Here is a 19,003-nt window from a genome sequence, read left to right on the forward strand (position 1 = left end):
CACGTTCGCCGGCAAAGCCTCATTTGCCATCCGTGCCGCTTCTGCAAGACAACCCGGTGTCTGCAAAATCTCGCTCGCCTGTTGTCTCTCCCGAAGATGTGGCTGCCTAATGGAGGGGAGGGTTGGAGTACGTCAACTTCAGCTCTTTTGGTGGCAAGTCTAAAGACGCGCCGGCGCACAAAATGATACTGACGCTGGACGAGGTTGCTCAGCTCGCAACCCAGATTGAGGAAGGACTGACCGGCGAAGATGTGGCGGTCGTATTTATGCTCTGTCAACTCAACAGTCGTGACAAGCGCCTCGTGAGTCGTCATCCGTTGCTTGCTGTTCCCGCGTTGCTGGTAGAAGAAAAACTCCTGGCACCCCGAACCACAGCTGCACCCATTTTGAACCCTGCTTATCTCTCTCCCGATCAGAGGGGGGATGCCTTTGCGATCGCTGATGGCCAACTGGCCAATGAGCGTATGTTCGATGCCCTGGGACAGCTCTCTTCTGACAAGTCACTGCAGGTGGATTGGGCAACGTGGTGGTCGACGCCGCTGAGTGTTATGCGCGAGCTACTCAAGGTCGACCAGGATGAAGCATTGCTTGAAACGCTGAAAACGCTTGCCAAGGAGACAGCGGCCTCAACCACCAGAGGCAAGGTCGATTCCGCCAATTGGGTGCTTCGTGCTGTCGTGTTCCCATCGCAAGGCTCTGCAGCAAAGGCGATGGTTGATGTTTACGCCAGCTTCCTCGATGCCAAAGAGCGCCCCAAGGTTTCTTTGTTCGAACGTTTTTGTGGTGGCGAGCTGGCACTCCAAGCCGCGAGCATGCCCGGTGGGATTGCCAGCCTGATCACCGGCCATATTGACGAGTACGACGACTCCAAAGGCAATCGTCCACTTTTCCCATTGGATGAGTCCCAGCGCAGAGCAGCCTGCGCTGTTGCCAGTCTTCAAGAGGGCGAGATTCAAGCGATAAATGGCCCTCCTGGAAGCGGTAAGACTTCGATGTTGCGTGCGGTCGTTGCCAGCCGATGGGTCAGTGCAGCTTTAAACCAAGAGGCATGTCCGATCGTCGTCGCCTGCGGGGCAACCAACCAATCAGTTACCAACGTTATCGAAGCTTTCGGCAAGGCGCCTCATCCAGACGACTCATTGCCTCATGCCCAGCGTTGGATCGCAGGGGTGCCCAGCTATGGGGCATACTTTGCTTCCAAGAGCATGCTGGGCAATACGGACAAACAAGCGGAGCTCGCTCGGTTCGTCTGTGTACAGAGCGATTGGGGCTCTACAGGCATGCTTTGGTCGTACAAGGATAGGCCAGCTGTCCTGACACCTAATAATGCCCTGGAGCTCGAGGAGGCCTATCTTGTACACGCCAGAAAAGTCTTCGCCCAGCAGGCGTTGTCGAGCATGGAAGCTGCCGTTGAGGTTGTGCACCGGAAACTGCGCGCCACCGTTAAGTTGCGAGACACCTTTTTGGAGTGTTTGGCCAAGGATGATCCAGGCTGGTTGGTGCTGCTTGAAAACGCTCGGCCAACCCCGGCAACGATTTGGCACGCCGATCGCCATGAACAGTTGGATAGGCTGATTGGCAATCTCAAAAAGAACCGGGGGGATGCAGATGCAGCGCGAGGTGCAATCGACCTGACGTATAGCTGCGACGCGTTTCACTGGGCGGCGCGGTATTGGGAAGGACGTTTTCTTCTCGCTCAACGCGAGCGCCTATTCTCCCGACACCCTGCCAATGTCGAAGAGTCGCTGCGTCGGCTTTGTATGCTGACTCCATGTCTGGTTTCAACGCTGCATAACGTGTCAACGCTTGGACAAATAAGTTCCTTGGTCGAGGGCGATAGCGCGATCCAACACTCTTTTGCCCTGTTTGACCTCTTGGTGATTGATGAGGCAGGACAGGCATCTCCGGAGCTTGCTGGCCCAGCATTGCTGATGGCTAAAAGAGCGGCAGTCGTGGGGGATCTGAAGCAGCTAGAGCCTATTTGGAACCACAAGTCGCTGAGCGAGATCGCTGTCGCGTCAGCTGCAGGCGTCTTCAATCGTCTCAATGATTTGAAGCAATCACGCTTGTCGATTGCTGATGGCAGCGTGCTTGCTGCTGCCCGACTGGTATCGAAATGGCGAGAGGAAAAGGATCTTGGGATCACTCTGCGGTACCACTATCGTTGTAAACCAAGCATCATCGGTTACTGCAATGCGCTGAGCTACAACAAGACGCTGGTACCCAGAACCTCGGAAGGCACTCCTGGCCACGAACCCGCCATGTCGTGGGTATCGATAGAGAACAAGCCTGTCCGAAAGGGCGGATCTCTATGCAATCCAATGGAGGTGGAGCACATCACCAGTTGGATTGGTGAACGCTGGCCCGCCTGGCAGGCCGATCCTGCCACGAAGGGCAAATCCATTCAGGATATTGTCGCGCTGATTACTGCTTACCGCCCGCAAGCCAACCTCTTACGTGCTGAACTCGAAAAGGTGTTCGATCAGTTGAGAGGTACCGGCTCGATCCCTTGGCCCACCGTGGATGACATCAAGAAGGTCACGGTCGGTACCGTCCACCAACTGCAAGGTGCAGAGCGACCCATCGTCTGCTTCAGTCTGGTTGAAGGCCCTGATGAAGCTGCAGGTAGCTTCATGGATAGGGATGCTTCTCTGTTGAACGTGGCTGTGTCCCGCGCGAAATCCTCATTCATTGTGTTTGGGCATCCGAAGCGATTGTTTCCCGCCCTCGAAGCAAATGAAGCCGGTCTTGCGCCCATCCATCTTCTCGGCGCTTATCTGCGTAAAACTCCTCAGGCTCGATTGCTGTACCCAAGACGCTTGGTAGTTATAGAGGCCGGCGGGAAGCAGCAGACCCTGGCTCGAATCCTTGGCAAGAGCTGTGCCGTTATCGCCACCCACGGAGCTCTCCAATATCTTCCTGTCCGAGGGGGAGTGGACGTTGCAGGGGGCTTTATTCCGATTCCTCGAAATGAAATGGGTGCTGGTGCGTTTCTTGGTGAGGTGAGCAAGATTATCGACGCGGTAGAGGATGTCGTCATTGCGACCGATGATGATCGCATGGGAGAGCTGATCGCGTGGCAAGTCCAACGGTTGCTCAAGGGGCGAGCTTCAGGCAAGAGCCTGTTACGCGTTCGTTTGGGAGGAATCAACGGCCCTGCAGTTAGAGCGGCGTTCAATTCTCCAGGTAGCATCGATGAACGCAAAGTGGCCGCCGAATCAGTGCGAGAGATCGTCGACTTGTTGGTTACGCAGCGTTTTTGCCGCGACGATTTGCGCCGAAGTGACATCGACATGTGTGAGTTGAGCGATTTGGTCAGCTGTGGCGCTTGCACAAGCCCTCGTGGGCAATCTCCCAAATTTAAGCTGGTGGGGCGAGTTCAGGGGGCGATTCTTCGCTTGATTCTTGAGCATGCCAGGCGGGCAGTATCGCTTCAGTCGCATAGTCGGATACGTGTGAAGGTACGCGTGGGTAGCGAACAACTGTCAGGTTATCTTTTTGACATCAATGAGCAGCGCGACCTCACTCGCACCTCGCAGGTGGGACAGATCATTACCAAGCTGGGGTCTGCAAAGTTAGAGCTGCTAAGTCCACCGGAGATAACTCGAGAGCAAGCGCAGCCGCCTGTAGCTGGCACATTCTCTCTCCTGGCAGAGGCTTGGCAGCGATTTGGCCACCTTCCATGGAAAAGCATGGAGGCGTTACAGGCCTTGTATGACGGCTCGTGGGGAGAAAGCTTCGGCGATGAGGGTTTTGAGCCTGAGGATCCGATCATTCCCGTCTTTTTCACGAGCGGCCATCCTCCTGTAACACCGTTGGATCGAGCTGCTCCACCCTCTGTCCTGCAAGGCGCCTTCAGTAATCAGGTGTGCCGCGATATCTACCAGATCATTTGGGATCGTTTCAGCTTTGCGGAGTCTGTCGGGGAAGCAGGAGCACAGTTGACCCGAGCCCGGCTTGATTACGTATTTTCTGGCCAGAGGCGGCTGGGCGTCCGATTTGAGGGGGTCACTGGCGAGAAGCTTACGCCGGAGCAACTTCATCTTCTCGAACAAAAGTTGCCTGACAATGACGCCACGTTTCTGCAATACCACTTCTCGGAATTGTCTGATGCGACCGTTGATCTTGAAGGTGAGTCGGCGGGGCGCTGGTTCATGTCGGTTGATCGACTTTTGCTTGAGATGGAGCAGATGAATATCGGTCGTCCATCGACCTGTGCATCCGCCCTTGAAAAGCTTGTCAGGAAAGGACTCCTGGAGGCGCCCGTCCACATGGGCCAGCTCCGTTTGACCCCAGCAGGGGTTCGAACTGCCTTAGCGTTGGAGAGGGGCGCACCGGAACTGTCTTCCCCGCTTTTTTGCACGCGGCTTGCCGAGCTTCTTGAAGCCGTAGAGGAGCACAAGATCCAGGTGCGTGACGCTCTGACACAACTGCTGCCGCTGTTGATATCAAATGAAAAGGACTACTCAGAGATTGAAGAGAAAATTTGGACTTCGCTCGAAACCGTCGAGGAAGCTCAACACCATCGTTTGCTTAATAAGCGGGGTGGAGGCTTGATCTCTCCGCTCTCACAGGGTGCTAACACATGAGCGGCGGTTTGACGTCCTATCCTCGCACAGGGGGTGGAGGAGGTGCTTACGGCGCCCAAATTGACTCCCTGATCAAGCTTTTGTTGATCCCTGGAGGCCAACCACTGCAGGCAGAAGCCGATCGCTTGATTCAAATGCTGCATCAAGCCGTTGGCAACATGCCCTCGCGGAGTATCGTCATTTACGGGAAGCGCGCACGCGATGCTTTGTTTGTAGCTTGGCTCAACGGATCACTGACACTCGCGAGGCACTTGCAAGCAATGGAGCTCTGTGCGCAAGCTTGGAAAAGTATCCATCCACTTGATAGCACTGCGCTCAAAGCACGTTCCGATGCGGCGATACAACAACTCGCCTTGCATGTTGCTCAGGGCGGAACAATTCAGGAGCTGAGAGCGATCAAGGAGGGGATTGGGTTGATTGCCTGGCTGTATGAAACGTCCGCTCTATTGGGGGAGGATCTGGCTGGAGGGATCGTTGCCCAATCGAGTAGCTATCCTGGAAGTCGTTATGTGGGGGCCACCGACACTTCTGGGGCGCTCGCGTACCTAGAGTGTGCTGGTGCATACAATGTGAATGTCGTCGTGCGCGTGGCTATACCTGGAGCATCGCACCCTTTGCTTGTGGTAGGTGAAGCGAAGGGTGGGAAAAGTGGTTTCGGGGTTGTGAAAACCTCAAAGCTCATTCGGCAAATGGGGCACGTTGCACCGACAGTGAGTCAGAACGAGATCATGTACGCGCCTTCACGTGCGCTATATATGCAAAAGGCCATGCGGAAATGGAAGAGTGGCGCTGCACCGGCCCATGTAGCCGCCCGACAGCAGGCGGGGAAAATGATCATGGACGCCTACCGTTCGCTGAGCCTTTGTTATGTGACGGCTAGGGGAGATGCAACGGTGAACAGTCCAATTAAAACATCAAGGGTAAATGCTGAATGCAGATGAACATAAGCAAGCCTTTTAAGCACCAAGCAATGGCCAAGGAACTGGCAGGGCAAGCCGTACAAGATAATCAGGCTGCATTCTCGCAAATGGAGCGCAACTGGAACATCGCGCGTGCCAGCCAAGACATCACGGTAGCGCTAGCTGCGCGGGGAGGGCTGTTCGAGTGGCTGGCTGCAATTGCCATTCTTGGACAAGTAGCCGATTTCGAATCTGGTGCCAAGACTGTAATCCAGTGGGGGTGCAAGATCGCGGAAGCGTTCAGGCCTGCCCCCGAACTGCTGCTGGTGGAGCTGAGTCTGGCGATCAGATTCAAGGATCACGTCGCTCGCCGGCAACTCGCGTCCGCCATTCTCAAATCCGTGCCATCCGATGATTTCTACAATTTGGAGCGCGGGCAATCGCAAGCATTGGCTGCGTTGGTCGATCTTGACTATGACGCCGCCCAGCGGTACGCGCTACGGCTGTATGATGCATCTACCAGCGGAGAGTTTGACAAGGGCGACAGCGTCTTGGCTGCGGCGTGGGCAAAGGTTTTGCGCAAGCTTGCCCAGCAGGATTTCCGAGGCTGTCTCGACGCGTTGTCGCTCTCTCACAAGGAGTTCATGCGGCAGGTTGATCAAGAGCTCGGGCGTCTGGAGCGGGGTACCGATTCCGACATTACGATGTTCGACATGGTCGATTGGGTTGAAGGTGCGGTGGCGCAGCTAATCGTTGATTTCGGGTACAAGCTTGATCACCACAACAAGAGAGATTCGCAAGAATTTGGCTTCTAAGGACAAGCCTGCAGTGGAGAGCATTTAGTATGGGAACGATCGTCGAGTTTTACACTGAGCCGCAGGTCGATAACTTTTCACTGCCGACAGGGGGCGGTGTCCGTACGCTAGTACAAAGCTTGTCTATCAACTCTCACATGGTAGAGGTGTTACTCAATGCTCTAACGGGCACGAGTTTGGATCCTCTCGTAGGAGACGGGAGTGATTCAAATCGCTCAATATTTTTGGCCCCGGCAGACCTCCAGCGACTTAAAGCACAATCAGCGCAGTGGTCATTACAGCCTGACGAAGTTTCGCGCGAAATTTATGAGGCTGTGAATAAGGGGATTGATGAAGCGGTGTGGGCCAAACGCGGTCTCTTAGTGCTGGTCAGGTAATTCAAAGCACCGTAACGTTTTCGGTGTCGCTACAGAAATTGCAGCGGGGCAGGAGCTCTAAGGTCGTAATGGATATCGGTCTCTGCTGCTCAGTTGGACGCTCGTGATTGGAGAATCGCTCTATCTCCGTGACGAAGCCGTGGGCGAGCCACCACGTTCTCTCGGTGGGATTTACACCGGGTGGGGTAGGGTAGTTGCTTTGTTGGGCATGGGGCTCATCAGTTTGAGCCCCAGGTAGGCTCCGTCAATCCTTGGTGTTTAACTCCTTGAGCCGAGTGGAGATCATCGGGCTCATGGCCTCACGGAAAGCCTTCAACTCTTCGCCGGCTTTAGTAAAGTCTGCAGGGATCTTGCCGGTTTCGGTCACAGCAACGGAAAGCTTAACTGTCGATACGTCGGGGGGCATTGCAAAGAGATCAGACGGTATCGCGTCCTTCTTGGCTATCGCAGCCCCCCTCAATGGCACTGCGGTGATTGATACCGCACCTGCGCCAAACTGATGAACTTCGTTGTACTCACTGGCGCCTTTAACAGAGGCGATTGCAACGACTGCCATCGACATACTGATTTCACCTTGCTTGTTGTTTCCCCAATAGCAATTGTCATTGCATTTTGTTAGGGCGACACTATTTTTCGCCCACGCCAGAACTGGCTGAAGGTAGAAATAAGTTCCCTGGTCGCCATCGGTGATTAGTTGTGTAATGAATCCTGCCTTGCGAACTCCGTCTGCGCCCTTGCGCTGCAATACGATACAATTTGCGTAGGCGAACGCGTTTGCCGGAACCATTATGTATGAGGAGTAGGACTGGCTGGCTTTCTCTTTTATTCCCTTGACGTGTTCACCTACAGCGTTGACAGCGGCATCAAATACCATTGCGCCAGCTGCTGGGAGAAAGATTCCATCCCCCATCATTTTTTGCTCTTCGAGATCATCCTCTCTTCCCTCTTTTCTAGCCGCATCCAGCTCAGGAAAGCACGCCTCCTCGACAGATTTAACTTGCTCTTTGGATAGGCCAAGCTCACTGATGGCGAAGTTTTTGTGTTTGTAAGAGTAGAACAGTTCAGCCTCTATGACATCGCCCGCTGCCGGCGCCGGTTCAACCTTGCTCATCGTCAGCAGCGATAACGTTTCGCAGCCGCTCAGTGCAAGACTCGCAATTAATATTAGAAAAAGTTTCATTCGATGCACTCCTTGATCGTAATTGGTAGTCGAAGGCTAGATGATGATGTGGCTCTACGCCATCACATAGAGGCGCCTGGCATGAGGGTGATCGGCTGGACGTTGAGAAGACAGAGAAGACCGCCGACTGCAGAATGGCTGTAGCTGCTTAATAAATGAGGGGCCAGTCGCGGTGTTGGCGGCTTCAAGGTGGTTTCTGAGCAGATTGGCTTTGAGCGCGAAGGTTTTTAAAATATCGTTAAAGACCTGGGATGGCTTTATTAGCAGGGCTCCCGGCACATTAACTGACCCATGATGCTGGCTCCGTGTTTGGGAGCTGTTAAGGTCGTTAAGGCACGAGGTCAACGAAATTTTTATGAGGCAACAAAATTACTGCTACGCGGTAAGCGCTGAGTGTGGTTTACTCAGGTTTTCGCATTGGTCGGAGCAGGATGATATGGATATTACTCAGAAAGCTCTCTATGAGCTGTTCAAACGTGGCCTTAATGAATTTTTACGTGTCGATGCTTCCCTAATTCGAGATAATGCCGCTGAGCGCAACCTCTGCGCGCGTTTGGGTTACCAGTTTGAGTATCTGCTAAGAGAATATGGATTGGCGGGTTACTATGCAGATGCTGAGCATAACCGGAAGCAGCATGGCGAAATCAAAACAATCATTCGCGGAAAGGATGAGGTCATTCAGGTTACCTGTGACCTTATAGTTCATAGTCGCGGCGAGCAGCTTCACGATAATCTGATTGCCGTTGAAATGGCAAAGCCGGATAAGTCAAAAGAAGAGAATTTGTCAGATCGAAACCGGCTCATCGCACTGACTAAGCAGACGTTCAGTGATGTTTGGTCTAATAACGGGAAGACTCTCCCTGAGCACGTTTGTGGTTATCTCCTAGGTGCGTTCATCATGGTTGATCGTTTAAAAAAATTTGTGTCCGTTGAATTTTTTGAGGAAGGCGAGTCTCTAGGTGAGCAAATTCGCTTAAGGCGCTTGATCAGTACCCCAATAGCATCAACTACCATCAGACTGACTGTCTGAACCGCATTGCCCGTCTCCTAAGGCACGCTGGCGTTGAGTTCAGTCCTGTAGTCTATGAGGCTACCCATCAGGTCAAGGCATTCCTGGAAGGGCTGCCAACCATGTCAAATCCCCTTTGGTTACTCGATACAGCGAAGACTCCTTCAGATAGCGAGGGTTGGCTAAAGACCATCGCTACGCTCGCGGATAAATTCGGTGCATCCAAGGTGTTGAGCGCTGAAAACCTGCCCTTACCAACAGAGCTTCAAGTAGGCAGTGCGAACTACCTTGTTGTCAGTGAGAAGGTAAGGGTGGCGGGAGGGAGCAAGAATGGTTCGAGTATCCTCAAGACCAGCCTCGAGGGAGAGGAGTCGTACAACAGCTTCTGGCAAGCTCTTAATGTTCACCAGCGGAGCCCGGAGGCAGCCTTCGATTACTACACGTCAGTGAAGCTGCATCGCTTTACTGCAAGTCTTGACACGATCTGTCAAGGCTTCGACGTGGTAGCTAAGAAATCCCTCTCGGTAGCGGCTATTGAAAAATGCTTGCAGGAACTGGCGCTCAAAGAGTCGATCTTCAGAGACAAGGCAGTGACAATCAGCGGTGCGAAGCTGCCAGCTCACTCGCTACAGTTGGTGAGCTGCCGCCGAGATTGGAGCGAAAATGTCTACATCCAGGTTCTCGATGTAACGGTTGACGGCGAAACGATCAAAATTGACAGCTCCCGTCGATTCGACGAGGCCTCGAAAGGGGAGTTCAATCATGAGTTCAAGCAGCTTGGTGCGGTCTTTGGGAAGGAGGGTTCCAAGGCGTTTGACGTCCTCTGGAACAGTGCTTTCCCCATCCGCGACAAGCATTCGAACACATGGCTGAATGCCTACAGCACCCTTCGGGTTCCATCGATCATCGGCAACACGTTATTCGACAATCAGGAGCGTCATGACAATGGTACGTCGCCGTCGCGAGAGGTGGGGATTGAGGTCGCTTCGTTGCCGTATTACCTCACTCCCACCAAACAGAAGCAGCGACACAGCGTTTTCATTCAAGACAATGGCGCCGAAGGCGCGTGGTTCTTCGTGTCGTCCAACAAGGCCACCAATGGAACTATCGTAAAACAGAGCCTGGTGTACAACGTCGTGATCACCGATGAGGTCGGCACCCGTATACCTGTACTCGGTCATCCGCTGGGCGAATTGTTCTTCTCGAGCTTCACCTACGACATTGTGAAGCTGCGAGAGGCAGCCAAGAGCTCGATCTTCCAAAAAATTGTCGAAATCTGCTTGCACAACTAGTTACGCCAATTCAGATGGAGTGAGCCCTGCACCCTGACCACTGGAGATATTAACGTCCTTCTGGGTCAGGGTGGGGCGCTGGTCGAAGTTGTTAACGCCATCCCGCTTTAGTCATTCGGGTGAGGATGGCCGCTGTATGACCCCGCTCTCCCGGCCAGTAGACGTTACCTCAGTTGGGCGAGTAGCGCTTTCGCTGTACCCTCAGAGCTTGCTGGGTTTTGCCCCGTGACCAGCTTGCCGTCTTCGATGACGAATGGCGCCCAATCGGGGCCCTTTTCATAACGGCCACCCAGGCGCTGGAATTCGTCTTCAATCAGGAACGGCACGACATCAGTGAGCTCAACCGCGGCTTCCTCACCATTGGTAAAGCCGGTTACCCGACGGCCTTTGATCAAAGGAGCGCCGTCAACTGCTTTTACGTGGCGCAGCGTACCAGGGGCGTGGCAGACAAAACCGATTGGCTTACCTGCTCGTTCGAATGACTCGATCAGTTGAATGGAAACCTTCGACTCGGCGAGATCCCACAGAGGGCCATGGCCACCTGGGTAGAATACCGTGTCGAAGTCATCTGCTCTGACCGTATCCAGCTTGATGGTATTGGCCAAAGCTTTTTGTGCAGCCGCGTCAGCGTTGAAGCGCTGGGTCATATCGGTCTGGAATTCGGGCAACGCGCTTTTCGGATCGAGCGGTGGCTGGCCACCTGCAGGCGACGCCAGCACAACCTCGGCACCTGCGTCCTTGAACACGTAGTAGGGGGCGGCAAACTCTTCAAGCCAGAAGCCCGTTTTCTGGCCGGTTTCACCCAATTGGTCGTGTGAGGTCAGCACCATCAAAACTTTCATGTCGTTTTCCTCTCGCTCAGAAGTCTTGGGATGTAGGGCGAAGTACGATTTCGTTGATGTCCACATCAGCCGGCTGTTCAATGGCAAACGCAATGGCCCTAGCAACCGATTCGGCAGGGATTGCAAGCTTGTAGAAATCCGCCACGGCCTCAGCACTGGCTTCGTGCCCGCTCCCGAATTTAAGCTCAGAATCCACCGCGCCCGGTTCAATCGTAGTGGTACGGATGTTTCGACCTACCTCATGGCGCAAGCCATCCGAAATCGCCCGTACTGCATACTTGGTACCGCTATACACCGAGCCACCAGGGCTAAACACCTTGATACCCGCCACGGATGAAATGTTGATGAAGTGACCCCAGCCTTGCTGCTCGAAAAGGGGCAGGGTGGCAGCGATACCGTACATCACGCCTTTGATGTTGATGTCGATCATGCGATCCCATTCATCAACGCGCAGTTCTGATATAGGTGCGATGGCCATAAGGCCTGCGTTGTTGATCATTACATCCACACGGCCAAAGGTGTCCACGGCGTGTTGCGCGAGGCCAACCAAATCGCCATGACGAGTAACGTCGACCTTGAGGGCGGTAGCTTGACCCCCAGCGGCCTTGATCTCGTCAACGATTGCATTCAGGTGTGCTTCGCGGCGAGCGGCGAGTACCACCGATGCGCCTAGGTTGGCCAAGTGACGAGCGGTGGATTCCCCCAGGCCGCTGCTTGCGCCAGTGATTACGACAACCTTCCCTTCGATACCATTGTTCATTTCATTAACCTCAACAGGTGGATATGGCACCGATTATGGGTTGTCATTTCATAACGGAGAATGGAATATTTGGGATTTTAAAATTCCGAAATATGGAACAATAAGATGTTGAATCGACTCGAAATGGTTAGGGTTTTCCTGGCGGTCGTTGACGCTTCATCGTTCCGTGAGGCTGCGAATCAGCTAGGCACATCACCGCAAAAGGTCACCAGGGCGGTGCAGGAACTTGAGCGACTTATGGGCGAGCCGCTCTTTCACCGAAGCACGAGGCAGATACGTATCACTGATTTCGGCAAAGGGCTGGCAGCAGATGCGAGGGCCGCTGTTGACAACTTCGACCAGCTCTTCATGAGGGCTGGGCGCGGAGCAGATGATGTAGTGGTTGGACGGGTAGGGCTTACTGCGCCCCATGCGATCGGCAAGCTCTACCTGGCACGCTTTCTAGCTGAATTGCGTCGGCAGCATCCCAAGCTGAGCATCGAGCTGACCCTGGATGACGAACTGACCGACTCGGTCATGGCGAAGATCGACATCGGCATCCGTGTGGGAACTGTCCGCGATCGTCGATTCGTTGCCAGGACTGTAGCCAATGTGCCATTGAAGGTCGTGGCTGCTCCTGATTTGATCGCCAGTGTAGGTACCCCCTCGACTCTCCATGAACTCAAAGCGATGCCCCTGTCCTTACTGTTGGATCGAAGGTCTGGTCGCGGCTGGCCATGGATGTTCTCCAATGAAGAGAGCTTCATTCCGGAGCAGCCGGACTTCATCTGTGACGATCCGGAGACCGAACTGGAGATGGTGCTTCAGGGGGCAGTGTTTGCCCAAATACCCTTGTACCTCGCGGAGCCTCATCTATCTCAAGGCAGGCTCATAGAAGTGTTGCCCGACTATGCTCCGCGACCTCTTGACCTTGTGCTCTATCGGACGCGCCCTGGGGCAGTCCCTCGGAGGATAAGGCTGGTATATGATTTCTTGCTGGGGAAACTCGGCGATCAAAGCGTGTTTCCTGGTGTAGGCTTGATTGGTGGTGCCATGTAATCGTGTGGCCTGGGTATTCGCAAGGATGAGCCTGCCTTGCTGAAGGCTGTGAACACTGCCTTACGCGAGCTAGAAACGTCAGGCGAGATGCAGGCCATTTCGACAAATGGTTGGGCGCCCAGATGCTTTACAAGGTGAACCGCTCTTTCGAGGTTGAACCAATCAAGAACGCGGTCGATAGGACTGGCATCACCTGATCTTACGTTCCCGCTGGTGACTTACCCTCTATCGCTTGCCACTCATGCCCATTGCTACTTATGGATTTGAGTGACGGTAGGACGATTACATTGATCTGTCCTACCGTCGTTTCGCATGCTACACGCGCCTCAGAGCACGACAATCTCATCGGATGTCAGCCAACCAGCTTCAATGACACGAGTTTTAGCTGTCTCTGGTTGGGCGCTGTAGACCACGATAGCGAGGCTTTCCTCGGCACGACTACAGGTCACATACAAGAGCCTGAGAGTACGTGACAACGAGTCATCCTTGCCCGCGCGCTGATTCTTCACATCGTTTGTTGATGCGGGCTTAACGCCCAACAGCTTTTCATAGCTAAACAGAAACCCATCGGCTTCGTCGTCATTCAGAATGACCATTACGCGAGGAAACTCGAGCCCCTTAACCCCTTGGTGGGTATCGAAGGGTGAAAGCCCATTTGCGTACTCGGCGAAGGCAGCCATTTCAGAGTAGGGCCGCCCTAGCACGACTCGGTATGCATGTGTCTCAAGCGCTTCACGATCCGACGTCTCCGGTGCTTCGTCAGTTGTAGCGCCCAGTGCCATGGCTGTGATGAAACGCTCCGGCAACTCGAGCAGTCCAGTGTCGAGAAGAATCCGAGCTACTTCTTCGATCAAAGGGTCATTGTCGGTTAGCAACTCACACAGTGACTGAGTGGCCTTACCTACTGACTCCAGCAAATCCAGCTGATCCGATACTGACTCCAGGTACTTAGGATCAAGCAGCGGGGAATGCAGGCGCACTGCCTCCATCAGTGTGAAATCATCCGTTTGAGCGGCCAGGAGAATCGGCCCGACTCGCTCAAAAAATAACTTGAGAATGGGCAGGGTTCCGTCGAGCAGGCCCGTTTTAAGATGCTCGACATCATAGAGGGGGGTAAACACACCCTCGAACCCCATACGGCGCCCAGCCATTCTGTGTTCCAGGATCAGCGTTTTACGTCCTTTCTTGCCGGCGGCCCAGTGACCGTCGCCGGTCAAATCGGCCATCCGCTTAGCGACGTTTTCCTCGAAACTGAAATCCTTATCAGGCGCTAGTTGGGTGCAGAACATCCGCACAACGCCACGTTTAGCGTCTGGTTTCGGTGTTTGCTGGTGCGTGCCCGCCCCTAACCGGATGACATTGATCAACTCGACAATTCGAGATGGGCACCTACGGTTGACGCGTTTTTCAGGTTTGGCCCAGTCAGTTGGAATAGCCTTATCGAGCCCCGTTCTCCCGTCGTGGTAGATGCGCTGCATTGTGTCTCCCAGCAGCCCAAGGCAAAAACGCTGGGGAATAGCCGCTTGAGCTTGCAGAAACGCATCCATTAACGGCCCGTTCGTGTCTTGACTTTCATCAATAAGCAGCACCGGATGCCGATCCGCCATGATGTCCAATAATGGCGATTTGGGAATGAACGCCGCGGCCATCTGGATGACTTCGCTATGGTTCAAAGACTGCCTGCCGCTGTTGTCTCCGGTCGGGCTGTAGGTGAAAACCGGGATGTCGTCCAGACTCGCCAGGCGGCGAGTTTTGCTGTCACGACTCGCCTGGTTTGCAAGAAAGGTCTTATTGACGCCTACCGCTCGGCGAAGCTTGTCATCGAGATCATCAATGTCGTCAGCGAGTTTGACGCGCAACCATTCACGAATGTCGTCGTTGAACCCCTTGATCAACCGCCAAGAAAACGCGTGGATCGTCGAAACCTCTACAAGCGGATCATGCTCAAGTCGACGGGCAATCTCTTCGCATGCCGCATTGGTATAGGTAATGATCGCTATCTGCCGCCCCTCAAAAGTGAGACGCTGTCGCTCCCGTTTCATTAAGGATTTCACCGCTACGACAAGAGAATGCGTTTTTCCGGAACCAGCCCCTGCGTACAGGAAAAAGCTGCGGGGATGCTCAAGATGCAAGCACTCCTCAATAATGTCATCAGCAGTTGGCTTCTCGTCGTCGTTGACATCAACTACAGCGCTCATTGTCCAGTTACCTTAACGCTGGCTGTTGGGATGATCAGAAGCTCCTTACTCTTCTTCTCTAGCTTGGTCTGTAACCATTCCAGCCCTTCGCGGATGTACGCTGGAACCTTCAAATTGGCAAAGTCAGAGTCACCCAGAACCTGCAGCGCAAACTCAGCTTTATCACCGTCTCTGAGCGCGTCGAACAGTGCTTTACCCAAGTCGCCTGCGGTTTCAGACTCACGGAGCGCGCTAGCAAATTTCTTGGTCAAACCTTTGCCTCGCTTGGTCACGAAATGTTCGATGTTGCTCAGAACCAGGCTGTCTTCGAAGGTGTTGGGCAGGGCTTCCGCTTCTGCTTCGGTGCTAGGGAGGACAATGCTGATAGGCGTCTGGTAGGCCATTCTGATAGCAAACAGCTCGTCGATTTGCTGAGCTTTCTGCTCGAAATCCAAATTCAGCAGCGTGTCCACATCGTGGCCCAGGTTTCTAGCAGTCACCCAGTGGCGCAAGGTTGGATTGTTGGTGGATTGCGCCTCGCTGCGCTTGACGGGCGTGGCGGCATTTTTGAAGCCAGCGTCCAGATCAGTGATGACCAGGGTGACGATGCCGAGGGCATCAATTAAAGGCCTGAGTCGGTGCGCGTGACTGCCCCCAATGTCCAGAATAGTGATGTAGCAACGGTCGAGGAAAGGAAAGTGTTTTCGAAGGAAATGCGGCAGCATCATTCGCTCCGCTGCGCCTTCTACAAGGATGACCGCGTCGGCGAAGAAGAGATCAGCATGTTGCGCCCTGAGGTAACGAGTGACGAATTCCTTGGTTTGTTTGTGCGGATTCTTCTGGCCGAAAACGGTGCTGAGGTTGGAGACTGTGGATACCGGAATTCGTATGCCGGCCATACCTGCAGGTAGCCTGCGGAAGTACCTCAAGTTCGCATATTCGGTTTCGTGAGCCACGTGGCTGGAATGAGAGCTGACCACCATCTGTGTTTTGAGCTTGGGATACTTCGTGAGCAGGGGGTCGTTGCAGAGGACGTGGTACGCATGCTTGATGAAGGCTTGCTGAACCTGAACATGCAAATGAGCTTCGGGCTCTTCGATCAGAACAAGATGGATCGGCTCAACCCCCGCGTCCGTCTGCTCATCAGTGCTTTTGTATTTCTTCAGCCACTCGTCCCGAAACGCCATCAGCTGGAAAATCATCGATATCAGGTTCTGATAACCCAGGCCGTTTGACGTCTCGGGTAATCGCATGGGTGGAGCTCCCGGAGCACCTGCTGCCGAATCAAGTTCAAAGAGCACTGCCGCTTCATGGTTCATGCCGTCTGTAGGAGCCAGGCGGGTCTCGACCCTAATGGCGGGGTCAGAATTATTGGGATACCCAAGGCCTGCCACCTCTCGCAGGGCGGGTGCAAAGCTCGAGGTCAGACGGGTATCGAAGGCTGACTGGGCGGCTTGGATGGCTGTCAAAGCTTCAAGATCCGAAATGTCGGGGCTATCTCCCGGATCCAGATGGCGACTGTAGTAAGCACGTAATTGCTCAGTCAGCTTTTTCCCTGAACCACCTTTTCCTTCAGTAACGCGTTCTTCTGCACTGTCCCCAAAACCACGCTGAGCATTGATTTCGTGCACACGTATGAGGTCAGTTAGCGGGTTGTTTGCCAGCGGGGTAGAAGTAGCAGAGAGCTTCTGCGGATTTGCATGGCGAGTGTCGTGGTCAGGATCGCAAAGCTGAATAGGGTCGAGGCGATACCAGCGAATGGTAAACATGGTGCCAAGCCGTCGATTGAGGTAATCGTGCAAGCTTTGCGGCCACAATGGGAGGGTGGGCGGTGTGTCACCTGCCTTGGTCTTCTTCGTAATCTCCTGTTGCAACACCTTCACGCGAGTCCGCTCTTTACGGTAGTCGGTGTAAAGCTTTGCCATATCCTTTGGCTCGAGTCGGAAGCGCATCCCTACGTGGCCGCCTTTCCACGCAAAATTGGGAATCAGATCTCGGACGTGATGGAGCTCGCCTTGAACCGCTTCCACCCATAAATCCAAGGCAGGCAACCAATGTGCCCAGTCATTCGCAACCGGAATTTTGAAGTCGTCGCCGGCATCCTCCCACTCAACGCCAATGTCATCGATGGTCGCTAGATGCGACAGCGTTAGATCCTGGAGGCGGAACGCCGTGGCCTTTGAAAGCAGGAATTTGCGCAGTGCCAACATTGCCGAGGATTTGCCGCTATTGTTCGCTCCGACTAGCAGGGTGGTGCTGCTTGCCAGGTCGATTCGAGCTGACAGGAGCTTACGGAAATTCGCGATCTCCAGATTCTGGATTTGCATAGCCTCTTCCCTGTGGCGGCGTAATGACGACATCACAGGGAACTCCATAGGAAATGATTAGGCTTGATGTTGCTCACAACAGGCAAGGCTGGCGCCTTCGTGTCGAACCCGTTCAACGGATTCCAGAACACGTGCGTCCGAATAGGTAGCAGGACTGGCGACAGTTGCTGAAATCCCTGGAAACGCCTGATGTCCAGCTGGCCAAGGAAGCTGGCGACTTGGGTTCGCCATTTGCTCAATCCAGGGTAGGTCGTGCAGTCCAGCTTATTGAGGATCTGAAGCACGTTTAGCCATGACCGCAGGATCAGCCGACCATTCCAAATGTCCTTCTGCCCTAGGGCGTTGAGACCAACACTCAACTCGGGCCCAATGAACAGGTGGTAAGCGACTTCGCGCTCAGCGTCCGTCAGAAACTCATTCCACTGCCGATGGAGCTGATCGGTACCCAGGGGCGCACGCCATTTGAACTCCACGACAATGATTCGTCGCTCCCCGGTCGACCATCCCATCTCAACAACCAAATCAGGCTCGACCGCTCGTTTCGGCCAGAAGTCCATTCGCAGAAAGCTGACGGCCCCAGTGGGGAGGGGCAGATCTTCACCAACGTCACTTTCGATTAGTGCACGCCAGAACGCGCCACTCGCTTCTGGGGGCAGGAAATCCAAAGGGCCGGCGATCAGTCCCGTGATTTCATCTTCTTCGCAAACGCGTTTCTCACCTTCTTCTCGGTGTCCAAGATATCGCTTGTAGAGCTGACTTTTGTTTCGCCTGAATGAGTGCAGCATGTCGTTGCCGTCTTGTGCAGGAGGGAAGGGTAATCGGCATTCATCGAGACCGGGCCGATGGCTCCAATTATTTCTCTGGTGCCGGCGCACCTTGCCCGGTACCGATTTTGTGTACAACAAACACTGCCACTGCGTAGATGATCCAGTAGACCGCTGCAACGGCTAGGCTGGATAAAAACAGTAATGCCGTGCAGACGATCAGCATGATGATGTAGAGGTTGAGCAGGGAGGAGCTACTCACTTTCCGAATGTGATTCAGCCCAACAGCAATCCCCACCATGTAAAGGGTGGTGACGAGGCTCCAGATACGGAATGTCACGGACAGGGCTCTATCCCCTCTGCCGTGGTCTTGCTCGAGGAAGATTGGCCCAAGCAGCCAAAAGACACCGATTGAAAGCGCTATTGTTCCTAGAAGGCCCCAGCCGAAATATGTCGCTAAAAAGCCGTACTGCCCCTGGCAAAGGCGGCTTTGAAGGAATGGCTTGGTGAGCAGTGCAAGAACGATAGGTATAAGGAATGACATTGATACGATCCGTCGTAGTAGGTGCAATTTCCTGGGCTCACGAGGTGCAGGCCGAGGAGCTGCAGGACGGAATGTAGCACAATGCCACACCTGTCACTCACCTGCGCGTAATCAAGCAGGATCGCCAACGGAGGCTACTGGCGCCGACCAATAAAGGGTGGGGCATTGGCCACGCCGTCAGAGTTCGACAATGATGAATAGACGAGGGCGCTTAACCTCATGTCGACCATGCCTGCGACGCCGCGCATGCGCCCTAGATCAGTGGCCTGATAGAGGATGATTGGGAGGCTGCTGGCACCGACGACTGTGATAAAGGTGAGGCCGCCAAAGCACTGGGAGTGCCTTTGAGAGGGCGAGGGCACTGAAGGTTCGGGCGTATCGCTCTTCAGG

At 54.1% G+C, this 19,003-nt stretch carries 13 protein-coding genes; 6 read left to right on the top strand and 7 right to left on the bottom strand.

Annotated elements, in window-relative coordinates; all coding sequences use genetic code 11:
* The first annotated feature begins 122 nt into the window (after window positions 1-122).
* Genes C4Q26_RS26065 through C4Q26_RS26075 form a run of 3 tightly spaced genes read left to right on the top strand, consistent with a single transcriptional unit; the run spans window position 123 to window position 6,303 of the window.
* A complete protein-coding gene (locus C4Q26_RS26065) occupies window positions 123-4,589 on the top strand; it encodes an AAA domain-containing protein (protein ID WP_104883912.1) in 4,467 nt (1,488 codons plus the stop codon).
* A complete protein-coding gene (locus tag C4Q26_RS26070; RefSeq protein ID WP_104883913.1) occupies window positions 4,586-5,530 on the top strand; it encodes a hypothetical protein in 945 nt (314 codons plus the stop codon). The genes C4Q26_RS26065 and C4Q26_RS26070 overlap by 4 nt, the downstream gene beginning before the upstream one ends.
* 29 nt (window positions 5,531-5,559) lie before the next feature.
* Window positions 5,560-6,303 carry a hypothetical protein gene (locus C4Q26_RS26075; protein WP_158664924.1) on the top strand — a complete coding sequence of 248 codons (744 nt, stop codon included), beginning with the start codon at window positions 5,560-5,562 and terminating at the stop codon, window positions 6,301-6,303.
* Window positions 6,304-6,924: 621 nt separating this feature from the next.
* Here C4Q26_RS26075 and C4Q26_RS26085 read toward each other — a convergent pair.
* Window positions 6,925-7,860, bottom strand: coding sequence for a hypothetical protein (locus tag C4Q26_RS26085; protein ID WP_104883916.1), 936 nt, complete (start codon window positions 7,858-7,860; stop codon window positions 6,925-6,927).
* Window positions 7,861-8,296: 436 nt separating this feature from the next.
* On the opposite strand from C4Q26_RS26085, the gene C4Q26_RS26090 reads away from it, so the two are divergent.
* Window positions 8,297-8,890, top strand: a complete 594-nt coding sequence (locus tag C4Q26_RS26090; RefSeq protein WP_158664925.1) for a hypothetical protein — start codon at window positions 8,297-8,299, stop codon at window positions 8,888-8,890.
* Window positions 8,891-8,991: 101 nt separating this feature from the next.
* A complete protein-coding gene (locus C4Q26_RS26095; RefSeq protein ID WP_104883918.1) occupies window positions 8,992-10,161 on the top strand; it encodes a hypothetical protein in 1,170 nt (389 codons plus the stop codon).
* 164 nt (window positions 10,162-10,325) lie between these two features.
* Here the strand turns inward: C4Q26_RS26095 and C4Q26_RS26100 are convergent, their stop codons facing one another.
* Window positions 10,326-11,003 carry a type 1 glutamine amidotransferase domain-containing protein gene (locus C4Q26_RS26100; RefSeq protein ID WP_104883919.1) on the bottom strand — a complete coding sequence of 226 codons (678 nt, stop codon included), beginning with the start codon at window positions 11,001-11,003 and terminating at the stop codon, window positions 10,326-10,328.
* 16 nt (window positions 11,004-11,019) lie between these two features.
* The gene (locus C4Q26_RS26105; RefSeq protein ID WP_104883920.1) at window positions 11,020-11,763 is read right to left on the bottom strand and encodes an SDR family oxidoreductase; all 744 of its coding nucleotides are present in this window, start codon (window positions 11,761-11,763) and stop codon (window positions 11,020-11,022) included.
* Window positions 11,764-11,868: 105 nt separating this feature from the next.
* Here C4Q26_RS26105 and C4Q26_RS26110 point away from each other — a divergent pair, with 105 nt between their 5' ends.
* Complete coding sequence (locus C4Q26_RS26110) at window positions 11,869-12,801, top strand: LysR family transcriptional regulator (protein ID WP_104883921.1); 933 nt, start codon at window positions 11,869-11,871, stop codon at window positions 12,799-12,801.
* A gap of 326 nt (window positions 12,802-13,127) precedes the next feature.
* On the opposite strand, the gene C4Q26_RS26120 is transcribed toward C4Q26_RS26110, so the two are convergent.
* The 4 genes from C4Q26_RS26120 to C4Q26_RS26135 all read right to left on the bottom strand — a co-directional run bounded on the left by C4Q26_RS26120 (window position 13,128) and on the right by C4Q26_RS26135 (window position 18,613).
* Window positions 13,128-14,999 carry a UvrD-helicase domain-containing protein gene (locus C4Q26_RS26120; protein ID WP_104883922.1) on the bottom strand — a complete coding sequence of 624 codons (1,872 nt, stop codon included), beginning with the start codon at window positions 14,997-14,999 and terminating at the stop codon, window positions 13,128-13,130.
* Window positions 14,996-17,305 (bottom strand): AAA family ATPase, encoded by a 2,310-nt coding sequence (locus tag C4Q26_RS26125; protein WP_104884081.1) that lies wholly within the window; start codon window positions 17,303-17,305, stop codon window positions 14,996-14,998. Before C4Q26_RS26125 ends, C4Q26_RS26120 begins: the two co-directional genes overlap by 4 nt.
* Window positions 17,306-17,337: 32 nt before the next feature.
* Window positions 17,338-18,090, bottom strand: a complete 753-nt coding sequence (locus C4Q26_RS26130) for a hypothetical protein (protein ID WP_104883923.1) — start codon at window positions 18,088-18,090, stop codon at window positions 17,338-17,340.
* 67 nt (window positions 18,091-18,157) lie between these two features.
* Window positions 18,158-18,613 (bottom strand): hypothetical protein, encoded by a 456-nt coding sequence (locus tag C4Q26_RS26135; RefSeq protein WP_104883924.1) that lies wholly within the window; start codon window positions 18,611-18,613, stop codon window positions 18,158-18,160.
* Window positions 18,614-19,003 lie beyond the last annotated feature (390 nt).

Source organism: Pseudomonas sp. SWI44 (assembly GCF_002947915.1).
Lineage (GTDB): Bacteria > Pseudomonadota > Gammaproteobacteria > Pseudomonadales > Pseudomonadaceae > Aquipseudomonas > Aquipseudomonas taiwanensis.